Consider the following 21,191-nt stretch of genomic DNA (forward strand, 5'->3'; position numbering starts at 1 on the left):
GGAAAGCGAAGCGCCTGGAACGAAAATCAACAGTCTTGAACAGAGTCAAAAATTAAAGAAGGGATGATCGGATCATGAGAAAAAGATTAATGGAAATGCTTGAATCGCGTAAGGGTGAAATCATTGAAATACGCAGGCATCTCCACGAAAATCCTGAACTTTCTTTTGAAGAAGAAAAAACGGCTCAATATATATTAGATTTTTACAAAGGAAAAGATGTTGAAGTCCAATCGAATGTAGGGAACGGATACGGGATTATCGTCACTATAAAAGGTGGGAAACCCGGCAAAAACATTGGGTTGCGAGCAGATTTTGACGCTCTCCCAATCGTCGAGGAAGCGGATGTACCATTTAAATCGAAAAATGAGGGAATCATGCATGCGTGCGGACATGATGGTCATACGGCCTATTTGATGGTTTTAGCAGATTGCCTTATTCAATTAAAAGAGGAAATACCAGGCACAATTAAAATTATCCACCAGCATGCGGAAGAAGTGCCGCCAGGCGGGGCAAAAAGCATAGTAGATTCAGGCGTACTGGACGATTTAGATAATATCTTTGGCATCCATCTTCTGCCGATGGGTCCAGCAGGTGTTGTCGGATATCACTCTGGATATTCCTTTAACGGCAGGGCATACATGAAATTAAAGATTAATGGGAGAGGAGGGCATGGTTCTTCGCCTCATTTGGCGAACGATGCCATCGTCGCTGGTGCCCATTTTGTAACAGCCGTTCAGACAATCATCAGCCGCAGGTTAAGTCCCTTTGATATTGGGGTGATTACCATTGGGTCATTTGATGGAAAAGGAACTTTTAATGTCATTAAAGACAGTATTGAACTTGAAGGCGATATCCGATACATGACTGTTGAAACGAAAACTACTATTGAAAAAGAAGTGAAAAGGCTTGTTAAAGGAATCGAAGAAGAATTTGGCGTAAGCTGTGAACTGACTTATATAAATGATTATCCGCCATTATATAATGATCCAGCCGTAACAGCACAGGTTGCTGAGATTCTTAAGACTGCAAATGATAAAGATATAAAAGAAGTAAAGGAATTTCCAGCAATGGCGCCATCCGAAGACTTTGCTTACTATGCTGAAAAATTCCCTTCCTGTTTCTTTTACATCGCTTGTACGCCTAAAGGAGTAGACAATCCATATTTCAACCATCATCCGAAATTTGATATCGATGAAGATGCACTTCTTGTTGCAGCCAAAGCTGTAGGACATGTTGTTTGCGGTTATTATGAATTAGATTAGTGTGTGTTGGAAATGTCGTATTTTTTAGCAAAAAGAAAAAATCAGGAATAGGAGTGGGTGCTTATGACGTGGGAGATTCTTAACATCATTGGCACCCTTGCCTTTGCTATAAGTGGTGCCCTTGTCGCAAGGGAAGAAGATTATGATTTAATAGGAGTATACGTCCTGGGATTCACGACTGCCTTTGGCGGGGGGATGATTCGTAATCTGTTAATCGGACTGCCAATTGAACATATATGGAAACAGGAGTATTTATTTGAATTTGCCTTTTTGGCTATGACGATCGCGTTTGGCCTTCCAAATAAATGGATCGATCCTTTTAAAAAATCAGTGGTATTCTTTGATGCTATCGGTTTGGCCGCATTTGCCATTCAAGGGGCAAAGTATGCAGTGTCCATAGACGCCCCTTTAATAGCGGTCATTATTGCAGCTGTAATGACAGGAACCGGTGGCGGGATGATTCGTGATGTCTTTGCAGGACGGAAGCCAATGATTTTCCACTCGGAAATCTATGCTTTATGGGCTGCAATGGCGGGAATCACCATAGGATCAGGATTGGTTGAAGGACCGTATGCCACGCCTCTCCTCTTTATCGCCATCGTTCTCTTCCGAATCATCTCAGTCTACTTTAACTGGAATCTGCCACAGAACATCCAAAATAGAAATAGGAGTTTCGATAAATCATAGTTTGGATTTGAAAATAGTCCTTTCCCATTTGATGTTGGCATTTGGAAAGCTCACGAATGTGAGCTTTTTTTAATAGAATTCGTTCTTGCGCAGGAAAGTTTTTAGCCAATGCTGTAATGCTTCTAGTCATGCATGAAAGGCATTTAGTTATAGCACAAATCGGAAACAATGCAGATTACTTTATTTCTTCCTGAATCTACTCAGAAAATTCCTTTACAATTTCATGAAGTTTCTCAGGTCTTAAAAGTGATGATATGGATTCCTCAGTTTGAATGGTTAGGGCAGCACCGGCAAGACCTAATTGGCAACAGCCGATTAGAGGTTCTTTCATCATCATTCCGTAGATGGCACATGAAGCAAATGCATCATCAGCACCAGTGACATCAATAATCTCAGTTGTATATGGCGGCAAATGTCCGGATTCTTCAGCAGATGAGTAATACACACCTTGTTTGCCGAGTGTCACAATGATTTGTTTGACGCCACGCTGTCTAATCTTTTCACAGGCTATCTGGCATTCCTCGATGGAGTCTATCTTCATATTTGATAGTGTTTCGGCTTCTTCCCGGGTCGGAAGCAGCAGTTCTACTCCGTCAAGACTCATAGGGAGTTTTTGTGCCTTCGTTGAAGAAACTGGGTCAATATATAAAGGAATATTTTCATCCCTGCAACGTTTAATGATATAACTAATACTATCCTCAGGAATATTCGTATCCAGAAAAACAGCTTGTGAGGCAGCGATCTGGGACCATTTTTCCTCAAACATTGTTGCTGTTATTTTTTCATAAATAGTCATGTCAGCCATTGCCACAATACTTGCACCATCCACATCTATCAAGGTTGTGTAAGTGCCTGTTCGTTCCATTGGCAGAACCCATACTTGACTGATATCGACGCCGACACTTTTCGTCTCCTTCAATAACCAGTTTCCTTCTTTGTCCTCTCCAACACATGCAATAAGAGATGTGCTGACGCCGAGCCTGCTTAAATTTTCGGCAAAATTGCGTGCTACGCCACCACATGTTTCGGTAATTCTCACTGGATTTGACGAATATAAACGTACCTTTTGATTCGTCCGTGCTTTCCGGTCAGTGTTTGCCCCTCCGATGCACACAATTGACGATTCATCTCCAAGGATATAACCTCGCCCTTTGATCTCTCCGCGTCTTGTCAGGTTGGCGATATAATTAGCAACAGCAGGTCGAGATAACCCTACTTTGCTTGATAATTCCTGCTGTGAAATAAAAGGATTCATTCTTATGTGATGTAATATTTGCTTCTCTTTATCCATGAAACAACCCCGCTTCCCGATATAATCTCTTTAGACGCTCCAAGCTTATCCGGATTTTTCAAAGTATTGATTAATCAATATGCCGCCAACAACCTTTTTTGCTCTGACAAAAAAGTCCGAGCAGGTTGCATATTAGGATAGTTGTCTTAATCCTTCCATTATAACTAAAAAACAAACTGCAAAAAAGCCCATGAAAAACGGGGCTGGAAATCATGTTTTTACAGAAAAGAGGATAGATTAATAGAATTCTATTCTTTCAAACTCATTGACAAATGAAAAAGAAAGCGTATACTAAACATATGTTTATAAAATAAACAAAAGTTTTGAATGTGGGAAGGGGGGATAACATGACGAAGGAACTGGCAGATATGGTAAATGAAAAAAATCCTATTATTTGCGTTGGCGGAGCTAATATTGATCGAAAGTTTTATGCCCAATTTGACATCACTAACGAAACTTCCAATCCAGTTAAATCTTCTACATCGGTAGGTGGAGTAGCTAGGAATATTGCAGAAAACCTTGGAAGATTAGGTGAGGAAGTCATCCTGTTAACAGCAAGAGGAAACGATGCAGAATGGCACACAATCTATGATTCATCATCCCCGTTCATGAATCTTGAACATGTCACCCCTTTTGAAGACTATTCAACGGGAACCTATACCGCTGTTTTGGACAGGAGTGGCCATTTATCAGTCGCTTTAGCGGATATGGATATTTACGATAAAATCACACCTGAACTGTTAAGAAGTAATATCGACATTCTCAAAAGAGCTAAATGTATCGTTGCCGATTTGAATTGTCCCAGTGAAACGATTGATTTTCTCTGTTCTTTTACTTCTCAGCATCAAATTCCATTTGTGATCATCCCTGTTTCATCCCCAAAAATGAATAGGCTTACAAAATCGCTGCATGGTGTCAGCTGGCTGATCGTAAACAAAGATGAAACCGAAACATTCATGAACATGAAAATCCTGGATGATCAAGACTGGGAAAATGCTGTGAAGAACTGGTTAGAATTAGGAGTAAAAAATGTGATTGTCACAAATGGCTCAAAAGGCGTAATGGCGGGATTCGAAAGCGGAGAGCTATCTTACTTTCCGGCGATTGAAACGCCAAAGGTTGTTGATGTAACAGGTGCAGGAGATTCTTTTTGTTCAGGTGTCATTTACTCCTGGCTACAAAAGAAAGAAATGGACTACATCATCAAATCTGGTCTGGTAAATGCCCACAAAACCATTATGTCAAAATATACTGTTAGACAAGAGTTATCTAAAAAACAATTTATTTCAGATATGGAGGAATTATATAATGAAACAATATATTGAATTATCTGCAGAGGTACAACAAGCAAAAAAGGAAGGGAAAGCCATCGTAGCATTGGAATCCACGATTATTTCCCATGGTATGCCTTATCCGCAAAACGTTAAAATGGCCCGTGAGGTTGAGCAAATTGTTAGGGAAAACGGTGCTGTCCCAGCAACGATCGCCATCATTGATGGAAAAATAAAAATTGGTTTAACAGATGATGAATTAGAGTTATTTGGAAAAAGTTCTGGTGTTGCGAAGGTATCAAGACGTGATCTAGCACAAATCGTTGCCACAAAACAACTGGGTGCTACCACTGTTGCTTCCACAATGATTTGTGCTGACTTAGCAGATATCAAAATCTTCGTGACTGGCGGAATTGGCGGGGTCCATAAAGGGGCAGAAAGAACCATGGATATCTCGGCTGACCTCGAAGAACTGGCTCAAACAGATGTAGCTGTTATCTGTGCAGGTGCTAAATCAATCCTTGACCTGGCGCTTACTATGGAATACCTCGAAACAAAAGGTGTACCGGTAATTGGTTATGAAACTGAATATCTTCCAGCATTCTATACAAGAAAAAGCGAACATAAATTAAACTTCTCCACCGATTCGGTCGATGTTATTGCCGAATCATTAAAAACAAAATGGGAACTAAACCTTAAAGGCGGGGCAGTAATCGCAAACCCAATTCCAGAAGAATTTGCCATGGATGAAGACTATATCAATTCAATTATCGATCAAGCAGTAAAAGAAGCAGAAGAAAAACATATCATCGGGAAAGACAGCACACCATTCCTGCTCGGTAAAATCAAAGAATTAACAAACGGTAAAAGCCTTGATGCCAATATCGAATTAGTAAAACACAATGCGAAAGTAGGAACACAAATTGCTGTAAGCTTTAACAACCAGACGAAATAATTTGAAAGAGAGACGCAGCTTCTATAAAGTGGAATCTATTAATCTTGTTTTCTGCTTTATAGAAGTGTGCGCTTTTTTTTATTCGCTGGCAGATTACTTGGTCATAAATTAACTAGATAATTTAAATACGTTTTAAATAATTGAAATATTCCCAATAGTTTAATATAATACAATTAAATATTTTGGGTTTCTATCGGGAAGGCTCTTCAAAGTCTTGTCAATTAGTAAAAACTCAGTTCCATACCCGTGGACTGAGTTTTTTTATTTTTGGTGGAGAGGAGAATATAGTGAATACATCTATTGAGAAGGAATTCTCAACTGTGGAAGCAAGGCAGGGGCTTATTATCAGTTTTCTAGCTGTTGGTTATGTCCTCCTGGAGATATTTCCAGCGGGCTTTATCAAACTGCTTGTTTCTATTGTTATCATAGGAGTCATTTTTTGGATCCTGCCGCGGACAAAAGGATCTCTAATGATTATAAGCATTACACTTTTAATTTTAGGGATAATTTTTATGGTTATTTACGGAGCATCACTAGATGAGTGGATGAATGCAGCGAGGGTTAATCTTACACTGGTTGCCATCTTTCTATTTACACCGCTTCTTGGAATTCCTGTCAGGACAGGGGGTTATGTCGAAAGTTTGAAGCTGGTCCTTTCCAGAAGAATGAACAACCCAAATTATCTGTTTGCGGGCAGCAGTTTTTTAAGCCACTTTCTAGGCATTGTCTTAAACATCGGTGCAGTATCGATTGAATACCGGGGAATTGACCATCTCGGAAACTGGCGGAGAAATTGGGAACCATTCAGACCAGTATGAACTTGATCTTAATTTTAACAGAATCCAAAGTAATAAATTCGGCATTGAATTGTTTGCTTCTGAAACAGAAGGGCTTGTACTGGAATTTGACCGAGAACAGCAGATAGTGAGCTTGAATCGTGAGAATTTCGAAGCTGAGTTTGGCAGAGAATACGGTTATGTAAGAAGCGCTGAGTTTAGAATGGAGGATTTTGTAAAGGTACAGGTTTTTGTTGACCACAGCATCGCGGAGATTTTTATCAATGACGGGGAAGTCGTATTTACTGCCCGTGTTTTCCCTAAAGCCGTATCAAAGGGAATCAGGATCTTTAGCGAGGGTAATCTAAGCTGCAGCTACACTCTGTATGAGCTTGCACAAGGGATTCCGATTTAAAGGTGACAAAACTGCAATCAATCGGAGCTTATATTGATTTGTTAGATCGCGCAGCAGAAAGATTGCGTAAAACATAATGATGAAGATTTGGAATCATAGAGTCTGAAAGAAAGATACCTGTAATTAATGGAATATGAAAAAGAAATTATGACTTTATTATTCTGGCTTTATCGGAATATATATGATATGGTCGTGGCAGATGGCAGATCCTTCAATAAATTAAAGGATCTGCCATCTATTTATATATTTTTTTAGGAGGAATGGGATATGAAAGTGGAAATGAAGTTTTGCACGGTGTTTAGTTTCAGCAAGGAGGCGAACTACTATGAGCCTTAGCCAGATATCACACATTGAATCGACAAAAGAAACTTTCCTAAAGCAGCTCGTCTTTATAGAAGAGAACTTTAATGAGTTAAATAACATGTACCTGTATTCAACTCCAATACAGGAAAGAGTCAAGAATTTTCTAAGTCTCTATATTAGTGAATTGGAGAGCTATATAAAAGATGGTGGCTGGAATGGTCCTTTGTCAAAGGTGTTCATTGGCACAAAAGTAACAGTCCAGTTTAAAGATGAAAGTGAAACTGAAACTGAAGACTATATTATAAGCCTGCCCGATCAATCAGACCCGGATGCTAACCGTATCTCATTTTTATCACCGGTTGGAAGGCAGCTTTTGTTGAAAAATGTGGGAGATGAGATTTCTTTGGTTGTTCCAAATGGTACAGTTTCTTTATCAATCAAAAGAATATCCTTTTCTGGAAACTGAACATAGATTGGATTTGATTATAAGGGATACTGGCAAAAAGCTTTTTTTCTCAATAAGTTTCGCCTCTCTACTGGTTATTTTTGAGAAGGGCTTCTTAACAGCCAGTCCTGTTAAACGGAATATCATTTCTTGAAACATAGGGGTAACGAAATGAACCCCTATGTTCTTTTCTTTAACATAAGACTCTTAATCCTCTTTACAATTCAGCTTCTTCTCAGATAAATGCGGGTACCTGCTTCATTTAAAACGATAGAAAGTAGGATGATGCATACTCCCAGCCACTGAAGCGGAGTGACCGTTTCTGATAAAATCAGCCTGGCTGAAATGAGTGCGATAGGCAGCTCAATCGAGGTAATGATATTAGCCACTCCCCCCGATATCAATGGAGCACCGACCGCAAAGAACAAAGGCGGCAGAATTGCCCCAAACAGCGACACTCCAAAACCAGTGAATAGAAGATTTTGAGACAATGGCAGAACAGATGGGAAATCTCGTATGAATAGAACTGTGACTAAAATTGCCGAACCTGTAACCATTAAAGAGCTGCGGATCCAGGGATCGACCTCGACAGCGACTTTTCCGCTGAAATATATGAATCCAGCATATGTGAATGCTGACAAGATACCAAATATGATTCCAACAAAATGAAGGCTATGTATGCTTCCTGTAGACAAGTTTGATGCAAGAAATACGCCTATCAATATCAAAATAATAGATAGGACGGTAACTGGGGCCGGCTTAACTTTTTGGAAAATCCACTCCAAGATAATGCCGATCCAGATGAATTGGAACATTAATATAATTGCTATTGATGCCGGAAGATACTGCATGGCACCATAGTAAAAAATACTTGTTAATCCAACAAAACAACCTGTCATCATAATTTGCAGGGTATTTTGCTTATTTAATCCTCTTAAACTTGATCTCTTCACAAGTGTAAAAGTCCATAATAAAAGAAACGAAATAGACATTTGAACAATGTTGATTTGACCAAGTGTATAGCCGTTGCTAAACCCCGATTTAACAAATATTGGAGTAAACCCATAGAAACTAGCACCTGCGAAAACAAAAAAAATACCCTTGTTTTTTTTCATAGTTGGACCTCCTGGATGACAAAACTAGTAAGTTATAAAAATAAATCCAAAAGACGTGCGGATGCACGTCTTTTATAGTTTAAAAACCACTTATTCTCTGACAGAGAAATAGGCGATTATAGCTGCCAGAATTCCTGCTGTCAGCTTTCCGGCAATCATTGGGGCAATAAAGCTTTTATCAATCGACCCTACAAATCCGAGGTGACTGCCAAATACAAAAGCACCACTGACTGCAAAAGCGGTGTTCACTACTTTTCCTCGGACGTTTAAATCATTGAACCTGGTAAACATCGGAATATGGTGAGCTAATGATGATAGCAAACCAATTAATGAATGATCATTTAATCCCGTTTTTTCGCTTAATTTTAAAATCGGCTTTTTAAGTATCCATTTCAGGAAATAAACAAAAGGAAACGCCCCAGCAAGTATGATGGTAATATTTCCTACCGTTTTAAAACTCTCCTCGATTGGAACCAGATTTTGTATTAGAATCACTCCTGTCAGAGTTTGAAATGCCACGATCACCAATCCAATGATCAATACGCTTTCAATAACTTTTGAAAACCATATAAACATTTTTGTGGTAGCGGCTGGAAACTTCAAGAGAGATACCATTATGATGATTGAAAGTAAAATAGTAGGCAGCAGGTTTTTAGCCATCCACATGATGTCAAATCCATAGAGCATCCCACCGATGATGCTGCCAATCGGGATTGTCATTAAGCCAATCAGAATGCCTCTGGAAAAGTGAGGATAGTCCTTCTTGTCGATTAGATTCAAAGCAACCGGGATTGTAAATACCAACGTAGGTCCCATCATGGTACCTAAAAACACCCATGAAAAATTAGCAGCGTCTTGATCAATGGCCATTTCAACTGCAAGTTTATAACCGCCCATATCAAGGGCAAGCAAGGTAGAGGCAAACATCGATGGATCAGCCCCCATCTTGGCATAAATGGGGGACACAAGCGGGATAAAAAAATCAGCCAGTACAGGAGCTAACGATATAATGCCGATCATGGATAACGATAGTGCCCCCATGCTATAAAAGGCTTTTGAAAATTCTTCCCCTATTTTAAGTTTGTTTCCTAAAACCTTATCAATCCCTGCAATGACAATAAAAATCGCAATTAAGTTAATGATCATTTATTCCCACTCTTATTCCTCAGCTGATTAGTTTCCATTGAACTTGCTTCTTTGCTTGATAAGCGCATTCAGAAAGTGCCCTTAACCACTTGTAAATCTTTAGGGAATTTGGTTAACACTTCACAACCGTTATCAGTTATGACTACATCATCCTCGATTCTGATGCCGCCCAATCCCGGTATGTAAATGCCAGGTTCTACTGTAAGAACCATTCCTGTTTTTAAGCTGTTTTCATTTTCTGAATGCAACGATGGCTCTTCATGAATATTTATTCCCAAACCATGCCCGATTCTATGAGGGAAATATGGTCCATAGCCATTGGCTGAAATCTCATGTCTTGCAGCTGAATCAATGTTCCTGATTCGGTTGCCAGGCTTGCACTCTTTCAGTGCCGATGCATTTGCCTTCAGGACGGTTTCATACATCTTTTTCACTTCATCCTTCAGCTCCTTGAATATCACCGTTCTCGTAATATCTGAGCAGTAACCCTCGTATTTAACACCGAGATCGAATATGACAGTATCTCCTGACTTCAATTGGTTTTCGCCAGTTTCGCCATGCGGCTTGCTTGAATTATTGCCAAACAGCACCATAGGTGAGAAAGACAACTCTCTAATACCAGCTTTTTTTAATTTATATTCGATTTCTGCGAGTACTTCTAATTCTGTTACTCCTTCTTTTAAGGCATCTATCCCGATATTTATGGCATAGTCAGCATAGGTGGCCGCTGTTTTTAATTTTTTAATTTCCTCAGGACGCTTAATCATCCTCATGCCAGTAAGTTTGGGGTCCAGGTTCTTAATCCTGGTGTTAGGGAACATCTGCTTCAAGTGGCGAACATTTTTAAGAGAAAGGCAGCTCACTTCTACCGCAAGCTCCTTAATAGTTCCTGTTGCATCTCCATAAAATCTGGAGATTTTTTCCCAGACATTTTCAGAATCAGTATAAGTGAGCGAATCATAATCCCATCCAGATTCCAACAACATTTCCATCTCCATCTCCGGCAGTACAAACAAAGGTTTATGGCCAATTAAAAAAATACCTACGAAACGTTCATGAGGTTCATAATCAAAACCAGACAAGTAATAAATATTTTCCTTCGATGTAATTAATCCAGCCATCCAATCCTGATTTCTTAAATATTCATTTAAAACGACAATTTTTTCATTCATATAGATTCCCCTTTCAGTTATCTATATGCAAGTTTTGTGCCAATCCTATTGATAGCGGAATTCACTAATCACAGCCTAAATGATATGTAAATGTTTTTATACACTTTATTAACGAAGTGTAAAGGTTTTAATACACCAAATATCCTGAAAATAAAAAAAGGGAAGAAAGATATCCAGGGCTGGACATCTTTCTTCCCTTTTTTTAAAGGTTTATATTTAGTTTTTTCATTTTATTATATAGCGTGGCTCTCGTTATACCCAATCGTTTAGCCGCTTCCGTTTTGTTTCCTTTTTCTTTTGTCAATGCCTCTACTATCTTTTGTTTTTCAAAGATATCAACATCATTTTGCAAATCCTTATCAGAAACATAGACTGGGATACTTTCCACCTTTGCTATCTTCTCTGGCAGTGAATCTGGCACTAAATGTCCATCTTCTGAGAACAGGACCATTCGATCGACAACACTTTTCAGCTCTCTAATATTCCCTTTCCATTCGTACTCAAGTAACATTTGAGTTATTTGAGGTGCTATATAGATGATTTGCCGTCCGTATTTGAGGGATGATTCGTAAAGGAATAGATGAAAAAGCTCTAGGATATCTTGTCTTCGCATCCGTAACGGTGGAATTTGTATAGTAAAAGTATTTAATCTATAGTACAGGTCTTCTCTAAATTTACCCTGTTCTGCCAGTTTCTCCAGATTCTTATTCGTTGCTGCAATGATTCGGCACTTTACCGACCTTGCCTTTAATCCTCCGACCGGAAAATACATCTTATTTTCCAGTACTCTTAACAATTTGACTTGTTGCTCTAGTGGTAAATCTCCAACTTCATCTAAAAATAAGGTTCCTTCACCTGTAAGGTCTATTTTTCCGATTTTACCCTTAGGATCCCCCCCTGAAAAGGACCCTTTTTCATAGCCAAACAATTCACTTTCAAACAAGGTTGGAGAAATCGCGCCACAATTTAAAGCGATAAAAGGTTTTTCAGAACGGCTTTCATTGTGAATCGCCTTTGCGAACACTTCTTTGCCAACCCCCGTTTCACCCAGCAATAATATGTTTTCCGAGGTTTTTGCCATTTTTCTTGCCAGGGAGACAGCGTTATTGATTTCCCTGCTTGAGCCTTTAATCTTCTGGAACGGATCAATCGAATTACTTAGTTTTGACACCTTGCTTTGCAACTTTTGTATTTTAGAGGAAGCGTTAAATAACTCCTGATTCATCAAAACTTGACTGGTTACATCCGTTTCAGCTGCTACTGCACCAATGATCTCACCATTCGAAATAACTGGGTTAACATTGATAAGTACAAAAAGATCTTCTCTCGGTTTATGAAGCTGGTTCTTAAATGACTTTCCAGACAACATTGTTTCTTCATTTAAGAGCATTTCCTTAGGAAAGAAGTGTTTCATATCTTTTCCCAGAATCTCTTCTTTCGGAATAGAGAAAATCTTCTCTGCGCCTTTTGTCCAAACAATCGTTTTACTTTCTTTATCCACCACAGAAACTGAGTTCTCGATTGTATCGACCAATGTATGGAAAAAAGCTTCTAATTCCTGATAGCCTGAACTGACATGCCTGAAAAGATCCTCCCATTCCACATAGCCCATTATGTCATCATTACTGCTAGTAAAGACAACTAAATTAGATATTGTTTTTTGCGGAATTTTGTTCATATCAAAATCATCGATTTTAATCATTAAACACTTTTTCCAGTTTAACTTTTTTGAAGCCATCTGCTTGTAAAAAGAATAGTCATCCGCGGATAAGAAATATAATTGGTCTTTATCGATTTTTAATATGATGGAGAAGCTGCTCAGATCCTCGGTTCCATCGAAACAATAGTCTGTTCGTATTATTTTCTTTATATCAAGCTTTTCCAAAGAGTTTCCACCTCGAATTCAACCTGTTTTACGGGATTACATATATAATTCTTTAGCCTTCTGTTACAACACAATAAGACAGAGGGAAGGTCCACTGTCTCAAGAAATTGATTATAAATGCCATCTTTTTTGCATTCGGATTTGTTTTCCTAATGAATTGTTTCACTGATCCGATTCTTCAATGATCATGAATAATTAATTTCAAAATTTTTATTAAATCCACTAATTGAATATAAGTATGATACTTTCCATCTTTATAATCAATACCGATGGCCGTTGCATAAAATCACTCTTGAGTTTCTTTTATATCAATACATACCGTCTGCACTTAGACAAAGAGACAAACAGCGGGAAGTTCAAATAATATGCTTGAATTCATTATATCTAGCAGTCAAAGATTGTTTGCAGTTATGATGCTCTCTTTTTCTGGCTAACACCTTACTATTTTATCAAAAACAGTTTTTTCTCTCGCCATTTTCAAGGGAAGTAATCTTTACATATAAGACAATACAAATCTGGATATTTTTGAAAGTTTAGTCGATTTAATAACGGGTATTAATTGCTAAGTACTTAAGTTGGTGCTATCTATTTTTATTTACAGAGAAAAGGGGAGGAATTGGATTGAGGAAGTTTGGTGTACTAATTGTTACTTTTATTATGATGCTGGCATTAGCCGCATGCGGTAATGAAGAGGAGAATGTAGAGGGCAAGACATTCAAGGTCGGAATTGATACTACTTACCCTCCTTTTGAATTCGAAGAAGGTGGCAAATATAAAGGCATCGACATCGAATTGATGGATGCGATTGCGAAAGACCAGGGCTTTAAAATCGAATATTCACCAATGGACTTTAACGGGATCATCCCGGCCATGCAGGCTGGCGAAATGGATGTAGCAATTGCTGGTATGAGTATTACAGATGAGAGAAAAAAGGTAGTTGATTTTTCCGATCCTTATTTCGATGCAGGGCTTACACTGGTTGTAAAAAAGGATAACACAGACATCAAAACGATTGAAGACTTAAAAGGGAAGACTGTTGCCGTTAAAAAGGGTACAACTGGAGCAAAGTTTGCAGAAGAAAAGGCTGATAAAGGCGGATTCAAGGTCGTCCAGTTTAATGACAGCCCATCCATGTTCCAGGAAGTATCGAACGGGAATGCAGATGTACTAATTGAAGATTATCCTGTTATTGCCTATGCAATTGCCCAGAAAGACCTCGGACTGAAAATTACGGGTGACCGTTTAAATGGTGACCAGTACGGAATTGCTGTCATAAAGGGTGAAAATCAGGAATTGTTAAAGAAAATCAATACAGGTTTGAAAGAACTTAAGAAAAACGGCAAGTATGAGGAAATTGTAAACAAGTACCTTGGCGAATAATGGGCCATAAACGATAAATGCGCGCAGACTGCGCGCATTATTTTTGAAAGGAGTTTAATAGATGGATATAATTATGGATTCTTTGCCTTACTTATTAAAAGGGCTAAAGACTACCCTTTATATTTTTTTAATAGCAATCATTCTTGGTTTTATCATTGGTCTTGTTGTGGCATTGTTTCGACTGGGGCCTATTAAAGCATTAAATTGGATTGGCCGCATTTTTGTTGATGCAATCCGGGGGACACCGTTCCTCGTGCAATTATTCTTTATCTATTTTGGAGTGAACTCACTGTCCTTTATTTCCTTTGACAGAACAACTGCAGGGATCATTACAGTTGCGATCAATGCAGGGGCGTACTTTGCTGAAATAATCAGGGCAGGTATTCAATCAATCGATAAGGGCCAGACAGAGGCTGCCAGGTCTATAGGGCTTTCAGCAGCACAAACAATGAGGTACATTGTTCTTCCCCAGGCGTTCAGAAGAATGCTTCCAACAATTACAAATCAATCGATCATAAGTTTGAAGGACACCTCGCTGCTTTCGATTATTGGGATAGCAGACCTCACCCAGCAAGGAGAAATTCGAGCTTCTGCTACATTTGAAGCTTTTAATATCTGGCTGACAGTAGGTATCATCTACTTTGTTATTATTTATTTACTGTCCTTACTTGGCCATTTCCTCGAAAGGAGATTTGAACTGCGATGAGCATGATCCAAGTCACCAACTTAAAAAAGTCTTTCGGGCAACTGGAAGTCTTAAAAGATATAAATGCAATTATTGAAGAATCAGAGGTTGTCTGTGTGATTGGTCCTTCTGGCTCAGGTAAAAGTACCTTTTTACGCTGCCTAAATAGACTTGAGGACATCTCCGGCGGGCATGTTATTGTCAACGGAGAGGACATAACGGACCCTAAAATCGATATAAATAAAGTCAGACAGAATGTTGGAATGGTTTTTCAGCAATTTAACCTATTTCCACATAAAACTGTATTAGAAAACATTACTCTTGGGCCTGTTAAGGTTCGGTCAATTGACAATGCGTCTGCAGAAAAGAGAGCCCTTGAGCTGCTTGCCAAAGTAGGCTTGGAGGAAAAGGCAAACAGTTATCCAGGTGAATTATCCGGAGGTCAAAAGCAGCGTGTGGCAATTGCGAGGGCACTCGCTATGGATCCAAAAATCATGCTGTTTGATGAACCTACTTCAGCCCTGGATCCAGAAATGGTAGGAGACGTATTAGATGTAATGAAGCAGCTGGCTGTAGAGGGAATGACGATGGTAGTCGTAACCCATGAAATGGGCTTTGCCCGAGAGATGGGAGACCGGGTGATTTTTATGGACGGAGGATATATTGTCGAAGAAAATGTCCCTGAGGAATTATTCTCAAATCCACAGCATGAGAGGACGAAGGCTTTTTTGAGCAAGGTTTTGTAGAGCAGGGTCAACTGGAACATTATTCTTTGGAGAGAACCAATTCACATTAACAAAATCAATAGTAAATATTAATAAGCACCTGAGAGTGCTTATTTTTTTATGTGTAAATACTTTTAAACAACTATTGAAGATTCATGAAAATGGCCAGTCTTATAGAAGCGGCATTGGTAATAACCAGAGTTGAATTCTAAAAAATCCTGCTGTAATTTACCCTTCATTTCCCCTCAGGCCTAAACAGCGAGTGCAGGGTATTTCAATTTCATGAATACAGTGACAAATTTTCGGTTTTCCAAAAAAAACTAGATTGACAGAACTGAGAGGTTATTGTAGCCTATTAACTATAATTTAATATTTAACCTCACTTTTGCTAGTGAGGTAGAGGCGCGATATTTAACAGTCCTTGGCGGAGTTTGAGAAGCTTTGATGCCATGGAGAAGGAAATGTCGCCGAAGTGGGCAATATTCTCGGTATTGCTTGCTGGGTCTGCAGTTAAGAGCTGCAGGACTGTCTCAATAGACTCCCCAGTTTATTGAGTTGTGCTATCTCATTTTGGGAAAAGAGAGGACTTTAGGGCATCTGTCAATAATGCGACCTGAGTTTATCTCAGGTCGCTTTTTGTTTGTGTAAAACGCTCTATAAAACCAAGGAGGAGAAAATGGACATGGGAAAAAAGGGGTCATTATTTTTGGTATTGCTGCTTTCAGCAATGGTTTTACTTGCAGGGTGTGGAGCTGGTAACGATTCAGCATCAGGCTCATCTGATGACAATACATTTAAGGTAGGCCTGGAGGCTGGTTATGCTCCATTCAACTGGACTCAGAAGGATGATTCAAATGGCGGAGTGAAGATATCTGGCACTTCTGAATATGCAGGCGGATATGATGTAGAAATCGCAAAGAAAATCGCTGATGGTTTAGGAAAAGAATTAGTAATCGTTAAAACAGAATGGGATGGACTGGTTCCTGCATTGACATCAGGCAAGATTGACGCCATTATCGCAGGAATGTCCCCAACTGCAGAACGTAAAGAGACAATCGATTTTTCGGATAACTATTATAAATCTAATCTAGTAATGGTCGTTAAAAAAGGCGGAAAATACGAAGGAGCTGCTTCAATCCAGGATTTCAAAGGAGCAAAAGTGACAGCTCAGTTGAATACTTTCCATTACTCAGTAATCGATCAAATCGAAGGTGTGTCCAAAGAGACAGCGATGGACAACTTCCCGGCAATGAGGGTAGCACTTGAATCCGGAATCATCGATGGGTATGTTTCAGAGCGTCCGGAGGCAGTAAGTGCTTCGACTGCAAATGATAAATTTGCGATGGTTGAATTTAAAGAAGGATTCAAGACTTCAGAAGATGATACTGCTATCGCAGTTGGACTTAAAAAAGGCAGCAAATTAACAGATAAAATCAATGAAATATTAAAGGGCATTCCAGAGGAAGAGCGTACAGAAATAATGGATGCGGCAATTAAAAATCAACCTGCAGCAGAATAACATTCCGTAAAACCGGCTGTACTTATATACAGTCGGTTTTATGATGATAAAAGGAGAAGGAAAATGAGTTTAGAGTGGATCGTTAAGATCGTTTCGGAAAACTGGCAAATGTTCCTTCGAGGAGCTGGTATTACACTTTATGTATCTCTGATAGGTACAGTTTTAGGAGCTATTATTGGTTTAATCGCAGGAGTTATCCGCACAATTCCCGTTCCGGAACATGGAGTAAAAAAATGGTTTCTTACTATCATAAACTTTATACTATCAGTTTATATTGAGTTCTTCCGGGGTACCCCGATGATAGTTCAGGCTATGGTCATATATTATGGCTCTGCGTTAGCATTCGGTGTGAATATAGATGTAATGGCAGCGGCTCTTATTGTGGTTTCCATTAATACAGGAGCTTACATGGCAGAAATTGTCCGCGGAGGCATTGTGTCTGTTGATAAGGGTCAATTTGAAGCTGCGCAGGCAATTGGCATGAACCATTTCCAAACAATGATGAATGTTGTCCTGCCACAAGTGGTTCGCAATATCCTGCCGGCAACTGGCAACCAGTTCGTGATCAATATTAAAGACACTTCAGTTTTAAACGTAATCTCAGTTTCGGAATTATATTTCTTAACAAAATCAGTCGCAGGTAACAACTTCAGATATTTTGAATCATTTTTTGTTGCGTGTGTGATCTATTTTGTCATGACCTTCGCGGTAACTAGAATTTTACTTTATTTTGAAAGAAGACTTGAAGGACCTGACAACTACACAATGGTCCATGGCGAAGAAATACAGCCAGCTAAATAATTTGCCGAAAGCGCCGTTTTTTAGGAAGGCTCTTTTCTCAAACTTTGTTGCTATTGACTACAAAATAGGATGGAATTACTTAAGTTTCTTCACAAATTAACGCTTAATAAGAGAAAAGAGCTTGCCAACTTAGTACCGACCTGCAAAAAAGCTTTTATCACGTTAAAATCGGCTTTAGGATTTTAACAACAATCTTTACGAAAACAGCCTTTAGGAAAGAGCCTTAAAAGAAGGAGGAGAGAACATGAATACAGTAATTGATATACAGCATCTTAACAAGTCGTTTGGAACCCATGAAGTTTTAAAAGACATCAACTTCTCGGTCAATAAAGGGGAAGTCGTGACAATCATTGGCTCCTCTGGATCTGGTAAATCCACTCTTCTTCGCTGCATTAACCTATTGGAAAAACCAAGCGGCGGGGAAATTATTTATAACGGAGAGAACATCCTGGACGATAAGCATGATATTCCAACGTATCGCAGACATTTAGGGATGGTATTCCAGCAATTCAACTTATTTAATAACCATAATGTCCTGAAAAATTGTACAGTAGGCCAAATCAAAGTATTAGGCCGTTCAAAGGATGAAGCTGAAAAGGTAGCAATGAAGTATCTTAAGGTTGTTGGGATGGATAAGTATATTAATGCCAAGCCAAAGCAGCTATCCGGAGGACAAAAGCAACGTGTGGCAATTGCCAGGGCACTGTCTATGGAGCCGGATGTTCTGCTGTTTGACGAACCAACTTCTGCTCTAGATCCAGAAATGGTTGGCGAAGTTCTTAAGGTAATGAAGGAGCTTGCTGTATCTGGCCTTACGATGCTGATCGTAACGCATGAGATGGAATTCGCTAAGGAAGTATCTGATCGTGTTGTTTTTATGGACAAAGGGGTTATTGCAGAGGAAGGAACTCCTGAGCAAATCTTCAATGATCCGCAGCAAGATAGGACTAGAGAGTTTTTGAAACGTACTTTGAGTGTGGCTTATTAATTAAAGTACTATAAAGTTGTGTTTGAGTACCGATAGGAAAAAGACTATATAAAAACAAGTATAAAAGCAGTGGATTTCATAATTGAAATCCACTGCTTTTGGCATTTTTATGTTTTTTTGACTGAACTTTTGAACGGTAAGTTTACTGTCACAAGAAAAAAGGTAAAGCTTTGGGCATAACGATGATGTCGAAAGCGTTATAAATTATAATGTTTTTACTTGCTCAATCTTTAATCCGAATATTTGAGGAGGGTCAATTTTGTTCATTTGTAAATACGCAGAGATTTGTCCACGATGATGGATTTCATGTTCTGGAATTGCCATAAGTATTCTCCATCCACTAACTTCATGACCCTGTAGAGTTAAAACCTTTTTTGCCAACACATCATTGCCGATTTTTAACAGACCCTCTTTAAGTTTAATATGAGAGGCCTCTAAATAATATGAAATATCTTCAAGAAATGCTCCCTTACCAATATCATGCCCTGTATATGTCCACGTTCCATGTTCAAATATACCAAGAAACATCAATCGTGATGATGCTATATGCCGCAATAAATCACCTATAGAAAATTTATCTTCAGAAGGTTTCCATTCTAAAAAATCATTTGGTATTACTTTCACATATTGCATCGTTCGTTTATGAATACCATCTAAATATTTTACATATTCTTTTATATCATGAATCATGATCAACTCTCCAATTCTTAGAATTATATATATATATTCTTGATTCAGGAAAAGTAATCCTTTAGATTGTTGAACCCAAATGTTATAGCATTTTTACTAGTCAATATTGGTTAGATCACCAAAAACCTATATTGGGTTATGACAAGAAGGGACGAATACCGTAAAAGGAATGGGGGACATATCAAATGAATTAAATCATACTCTTCTTTTTTCAACTAATATACGAAAAGAGGGCTAATAAAATTCTATACATTGAAATCGAATCAATTAGAAAGGAAGGTTCATGAAGAATATTCTCTTGTATATATGTCCGATTTTACTTCACTCAGTAAAGATGAACAGCGTGAAGATAAAAAAGGAAAATACCTTCTTAGCCAAGGAGAACTTTTCCGCTATTAAATGTGTCATTTCGTATAAATGCTTTAAACCCCTAGTTAAAATTAAATAAAATTAATACAAAGCCTTTCATTCTAAAGAAAACTGGAGGGGTATTTATGAAAGCGATAGTTTGTGATAAATATGGTTCACCCGATGTACTTGAATTAAAAGAGATTGAAAAACCTTTACCCACCGAGAATCAAGTATTGGTAAAGATTCATTCATCATCTATGAACTTTGGTAACTTGGTTCTTTTGAAGGGCAAACCCTTCTTGGCCCGCTTTGTCTTCGGACTAACGAAACCAAAATACTCTATTCCAGGGGGTGACATAGCTGGTACAGTTGAGGCTGTCGGCAAAGACGTTAAGCTATTTCAGGCAGGTGATGAAGTATTCGGCGACCTTTCTGGCTGTGGCTGGGGTGGTTTTGCTGAATATGTAACTGTCCCTGAATGCGCTTTAGCCCTAAAACCAACCAATATCTCCTTCGAGGAAGCAGCTGCGACACCTATGGCAGGTGTGACTGCCTTACAGGGACTACGTGATAAAGGTAAGATTAAAGCGGGACAGAAAGTATTGATTTATGGGGCATCAGGTGGTGTCGGCACTTTCGCGGTACAAATTGCCAAATCATTTGGGGCTGAAATAACAGGTGTATGTAGTACACGAAATCTAGAAATATTGCGTTCAATAGGAGCCGACTATATCATTGATTATAAAAAAGAGGATTTCACACAAGAAGAGGGGGTTTATGATTTGATTCTTGGTGTGAACGGTTCTAATTCCATTTTTGCTTATAAACGTGTATTAAAACAAAATGGGAATTTCGTTCACGTAGGAGGTTCCGAGTCCCAGTATTTTCAAACGTTATTTCTTGGACCTTTTATTTCAATGACTGGAGGCAAGAAAATAAGTAATTTGTTACAGAGAGCAAACCCAAAAGACTTAAATTATGTAAAAGAATTACTTGAGACTGGCAAAGTAAAGCCAATAATTGATAAACGCTATAAGTTAAGTGAAGTAACTGAAGCATTCAAATATTTTCAGGAAGGTCATGCTCAAGGTAAAGTGGTAATTACTATATAATTCAAAGCTGACTTTAATAACCCCCCTAACCATTTCTGCTCATGTAAAATTCGCTTTCCGTCCTTCGGAACACTCTTGATTGTATTTAACCAGTTATTCGGATATCATCCAATCCCAAATTTTAAGTTCCGGTTTGCGGATTTTAAAAAATCACCTACTATCAACACCTTAACCAAAACTACATTAATATATCTAAACGCACTCAGCATACAGCATG

The 21,191-nt window shown here is 38.7% G+C and carries 20 protein-coding genes and 1 riboswitch; of the genes, 14 read left to right on the forward strand and 6 right to left on the reverse strand.

Features of this window, described 5'->3' with window-relative positions; genetic code table 11:
• Positions 1 to 74 precede the first annotated feature (74 nt).
• Positions 75 to 1,262 (forward strand): amidohydrolase, encoded by a 1,188-nt coding sequence (locus tag B5X77_RS09765; protein WP_079507501.1) that lies wholly within the window; start codon positions 75 to 77, stop codon positions 1,260 to 1,262.
• Positions 1,263 to 1,325: 63 nt separating this feature from the next.
• Positions 1,326 to 1,949, forward strand: coding sequence for a trimeric intracellular cation channel family protein (locus B5X77_RS09770; protein ID WP_079507503.1), 624 nt, complete (start codon positions 1,326 to 1,328; stop codon positions 1,947 to 1,949).
• Positions 1,950 to 2,145: 196 nt separating this feature from the next.
• On the opposite strand, the gene B5X77_RS09775 is transcribed toward B5X77_RS09770, so the two are convergent.
• A complete protein-coding gene (locus B5X77_RS09775) occupies positions 2,146 to 3,240 on the reverse strand; it encodes a carbohydrate kinase (RefSeq protein WP_079507505.1) in 1,095 nt (364 codons plus the stop codon).
• Positions 3,241 to 3,587: 347 nt separating this feature from the next.
• Between B5X77_RS09775 and B5X77_RS09780 the strand changes: the two genes are divergently transcribed.
• The 5 genes from B5X77_RS09780 (at position 3,588) to B5X77_RS09800 (ending at position 7,426) form a co-directional block, all read left to right on the forward strand.
• Positions 3,588 to 4,565 (forward strand): carbohydrate kinase family protein, encoded by a 978-nt coding sequence (locus B5X77_RS09780; protein WP_139378329.1) that lies wholly within the window; start codon positions 3,588 to 3,590, stop codon positions 4,563 to 4,565.
• Positions 4,549 to 5,466 (forward strand): pseudouridine-5'-phosphate glycosidase, encoded by a 918-nt coding sequence (locus B5X77_RS09785; protein WP_079507507.1) that lies wholly within the window; start codon positions 4,549 to 4,551, stop codon positions 5,464 to 5,466. The genes B5X77_RS09780 and B5X77_RS09785 overlap by 17 nt, the downstream gene beginning before the upstream one ends.
• 287 nt (positions 5,467 to 5,753) lie before the next feature.
• Positions 5,754 to 6,284: a hypothetical protein gene (locus B5X77_RS09790; protein ID WP_079507509.1), complete on the forward strand. Its 531-nt coding sequence runs from the start codon at positions 5,754 to 5,756 to the stop codon at positions 6,282 to 6,284.
• Entirely contained in the window at positions 6,217 to 6,657 is a 441-nt protein-coding gene (locus tag B5X77_RS09795; RefSeq protein WP_257391771.1) for a GH32 C-terminal domain-containing protein, read from the forward strand. The genes B5X77_RS09790 and B5X77_RS09795 overlap by 68 nt, the downstream gene beginning before the upstream one ends.
• Before the next feature lie 325 nt (positions 6,658 to 6,982).
• On the forward strand, positions 6,983 to 7,426 hold the full coding sequence (locus B5X77_RS09800; RefSeq protein WP_079507513.1) for a GreA/GreB family elongation factor: 444 nt from the start codon (positions 6,983 to 6,985) through the stop codon (positions 7,424 to 7,426).
• Positions 7,427 to 7,629: 203 nt separating this feature from the next.
• Here the strand turns inward: B5X77_RS09800 and B5X77_RS09805 are convergent, their stop codons facing one another.
• From B5X77_RS09805 to B5X77_RS09820, 4 genes are all read right to left on the reverse strand, one after another.
• The gene (locus B5X77_RS09805; RefSeq protein WP_079507515.1) at positions 7,630 to 8,520 is read right to left on the reverse strand and encodes an EamA family transporter; all 891 of its coding nucleotides are present in this window, start codon (positions 8,518 to 8,520) and stop codon (positions 7,630 to 7,632) included.
• Positions 8,521 to 8,610: 90 nt separating this feature from the next.
• On the reverse strand, positions 8,611 to 9,666 hold the full coding sequence (eutH, locus tag B5X77_RS09810; RefSeq protein WP_079507517.1) for an ethanolamine utilization protein EutH: 1,056 nt from the start codon (positions 9,664 to 9,666) through the stop codon (positions 8,611 to 8,613).
• 68 nt (positions 9,667 to 9,734) lie between these two features.
• Positions 9,735 to 10,838 (reverse strand): M24 family metallopeptidase, encoded by a 1,104-nt coding sequence (locus B5X77_RS09815; protein WP_079507519.1) that lies wholly within the window; start codon positions 10,836 to 10,838, stop codon positions 9,735 to 9,737.
• 202 nt (positions 10,839 to 11,040) lie between these two features.
• Positions 11,041 to 12,723 (reverse strand): sigma-54 interaction domain-containing protein, encoded by a 1,683-nt coding sequence (locus tag B5X77_RS09820; RefSeq protein ID WP_079507521.1) that lies wholly within the window; start codon positions 12,721 to 12,723, stop codon positions 11,041 to 11,043.
• Positions 12,724 to 13,344: 621 nt separating this feature from the next.
• Between B5X77_RS09820 and B5X77_RS09825 the strand changes: the two genes are divergently transcribed.
• The 6 genes from B5X77_RS09825 (at position 13,345) to B5X77_RS09850 (ending at position 18,821) form a co-directional block, all read left to right on the forward strand.
• Positions 13,345 to 14,103: a transporter substrate-binding domain-containing protein gene (locus B5X77_RS09825; protein WP_079507523.1), complete on the forward strand. Its 759-nt coding sequence runs from the start codon at positions 13,345 to 13,347 to the stop codon at positions 14,101 to 14,103.
• Between the two features lie 61 nt (positions 14,104 to 14,164).
• Positions 14,165 to 14,809 (forward strand): amino acid ABC transporter permease, encoded by a 645-nt coding sequence (locus B5X77_RS09830; protein ID WP_079507525.1) that lies wholly within the window; start codon positions 14,165 to 14,167, stop codon positions 14,807 to 14,809.
• The gene (locus B5X77_RS09835) at positions 14,806 to 15,534 is read left to right on the forward strand and encodes an amino acid ABC transporter ATP-binding protein (protein WP_079507527.1); all 729 of its coding nucleotides are present in this window, start codon (positions 14,806 to 14,808) and stop codon (positions 15,532 to 15,534) included. Before B5X77_RS09830 ends, B5X77_RS09835 begins: the two co-directional genes overlap by 4 nt.
• Positions 15,535 to 15,902: 368 nt before the next feature.
• Positions 15,903 to 16,084: riboswitch (Lysine riboswitch) on the forward strand.
• Positions 16,085 to 16,195: 111 nt separating this feature from the next.
• Positions 16,196 to 17,032: a transporter substrate-binding domain-containing protein gene (locus B5X77_RS09840; protein WP_079507698.1), complete on the forward strand. Its 837-nt coding sequence runs from the start codon at positions 16,196 to 16,198 to the stop codon at positions 17,030 to 17,032.
• 63 nt (positions 17,033 to 17,095) lie between these two features.
• Positions 17,096 to 17,833, forward strand: a complete 738-nt coding sequence (locus B5X77_RS09845; protein ID WP_079507529.1) for an amino acid ABC transporter permease — start codon at positions 17,096 to 17,098, stop codon at positions 17,831 to 17,833.
• A 244-nt stretch (positions 17,834 to 18,077) separates the two neighbouring features.
• Positions 18,078 to 18,821 carry an amino acid ABC transporter ATP-binding protein gene (locus B5X77_RS09850; protein ID WP_079507531.1) on the forward strand — a complete coding sequence of 248 codons (744 nt, stop codon included), beginning with the start codon at positions 18,078 to 18,080 and terminating at the stop codon, positions 18,819 to 18,821.
• Between the two features lie 204 nt (positions 18,822 to 19,025).
• On the opposite strand, the gene B5X77_RS09855 is transcribed toward B5X77_RS09850, so the two are convergent.
• Positions 19,026 to 19,511: a DinB family protein gene (locus B5X77_RS09855; protein WP_079507533.1), complete on the reverse strand. Its 486-nt coding sequence runs from the start codon at positions 19,509 to 19,511 to the stop codon at positions 19,026 to 19,028.
• Positions 19,512 to 20,005: 494 nt separating this feature from the next.
• Between B5X77_RS09855 and B5X77_RS09860 the strand changes: the two genes are divergently transcribed.
• Positions 20,006 to 20,974 (forward strand): NAD(P)-dependent alcohol dehydrogenase, encoded by a 969-nt coding sequence (locus tag B5X77_RS09860; protein WP_079507535.1) that lies wholly within the window; start codon positions 20,006 to 20,008, stop codon positions 20,972 to 20,974.
• Positions 20,975 to 21,191 lie beyond the last annotated feature (217 nt).

The organism is Mesobacillus jeotgali (assembly GCF_900166585.1).
GTDB lineage: Bacteria > Bacillota > Bacilli > Bacillales > Cytobacillaceae > Mesobacillus > Mesobacillus jeotgali_A.

Bases quoted from the DNA above. Each gene is read 5' to 3' on its own strand.
- B5X77_RS09765 (WP_079507501.1), top strand. From the start codon at position 75: ATGAGAAAAAGATTAATGGAAATGCTTGAATCGCGTAAGGGTGAAATC.
- B5X77_RS09770 (WP_079507503.1), top strand. From the start codon at position 1,326: ATGACGTGGGAGATTCTTAACATCATTGGCACCCTTGCCTTTGCTATA.
- B5X77_RS09775 (WP_079507505.1), bottom strand. From the start codon at position 3,240: ATGGATAAAGAGAAGCAAATATTACATCACATAAGAATGAATCCTTTT.
- B5X77_RS09780 (WP_139378329.1), top strand. From the start codon at position 3,588: ATGACGAAGGAACTGGCAGATATGGTAAATGAAAAAAATCCTATTATT.
- B5X77_RS09785 (WP_079507507.1), top strand. From the start codon at position 4,549: ATGAAACAATATATTGAATTATCTGCAGAGGTACAACAAGCAAAAAAG.
- B5X77_RS09800 (WP_079507513.1), top strand. From the start codon at position 6,983: ATGAGCCTTAGCCAGATATCACACATTGAATCGACAAAAGAAACTTTC.
- B5X77_RS09805 (WP_079507515.1), bottom strand. From the start codon at position 8,520: ATGAAAAAAAACAAGGGTATTTTTTTTGTTTTCGCAGGTGCTAGTTTC.
- eutH (WP_079507517.1), bottom strand. From the start codon at position 9,666: ATGATCATTAACTTAATTGCGATTTTTATTGTCATTGCAGGGATTGAT.
- B5X77_RS09815 (WP_079507519.1), bottom strand. From the start codon at position 10,838: ATGAATGAAAAAATTGTCGTTTTAAATGAATATTTAAGAAATCAGGAT.
- B5X77_RS09830 (WP_079507525.1), top strand. From the start codon at position 14,165: ATGGATATAATTATGGATTCTTTGCCTTACTTATTAAAAGGGCTAAAG.
- B5X77_RS09835 (WP_079507527.1), top strand. From the start codon at position 14,806: ATGAGCATGATCCAAGTCACCAACTTAAAAAAGTCTTTCGGGCAACTG.
- B5X77_RS09840 (WP_079507698.1), top strand. From the start codon at position 16,196: ATGGGAAAAAAGGGGTCATTATTTTTGGTATTGCTGCTTTCAGCAATG.
- B5X77_RS09845 (WP_079507529.1), top strand. From the start codon at position 17,096: ATGAGTTTAGAGTGGATCGTTAAGATCGTTTCGGAAAACTGGCAAATG.
- B5X77_RS09850 (WP_079507531.1), top strand. From the start codon at position 18,078: ATGAATACAGTAATTGATATACAGCATCTTAACAAGTCGTTTGGAACC.
- B5X77_RS09855 (WP_079507533.1), bottom strand. From the start codon at position 19,511: ATGATTCATGATATAAAAGAATATGTAAAATATTTAGATGGTATTCAT.
- B5X77_RS09860 (WP_079507535.1), top strand. From the start codon at position 20,006: ATGAAAGCGATAGTTTGTGATAAATATGGTTCACCCGATGTACTTGAA.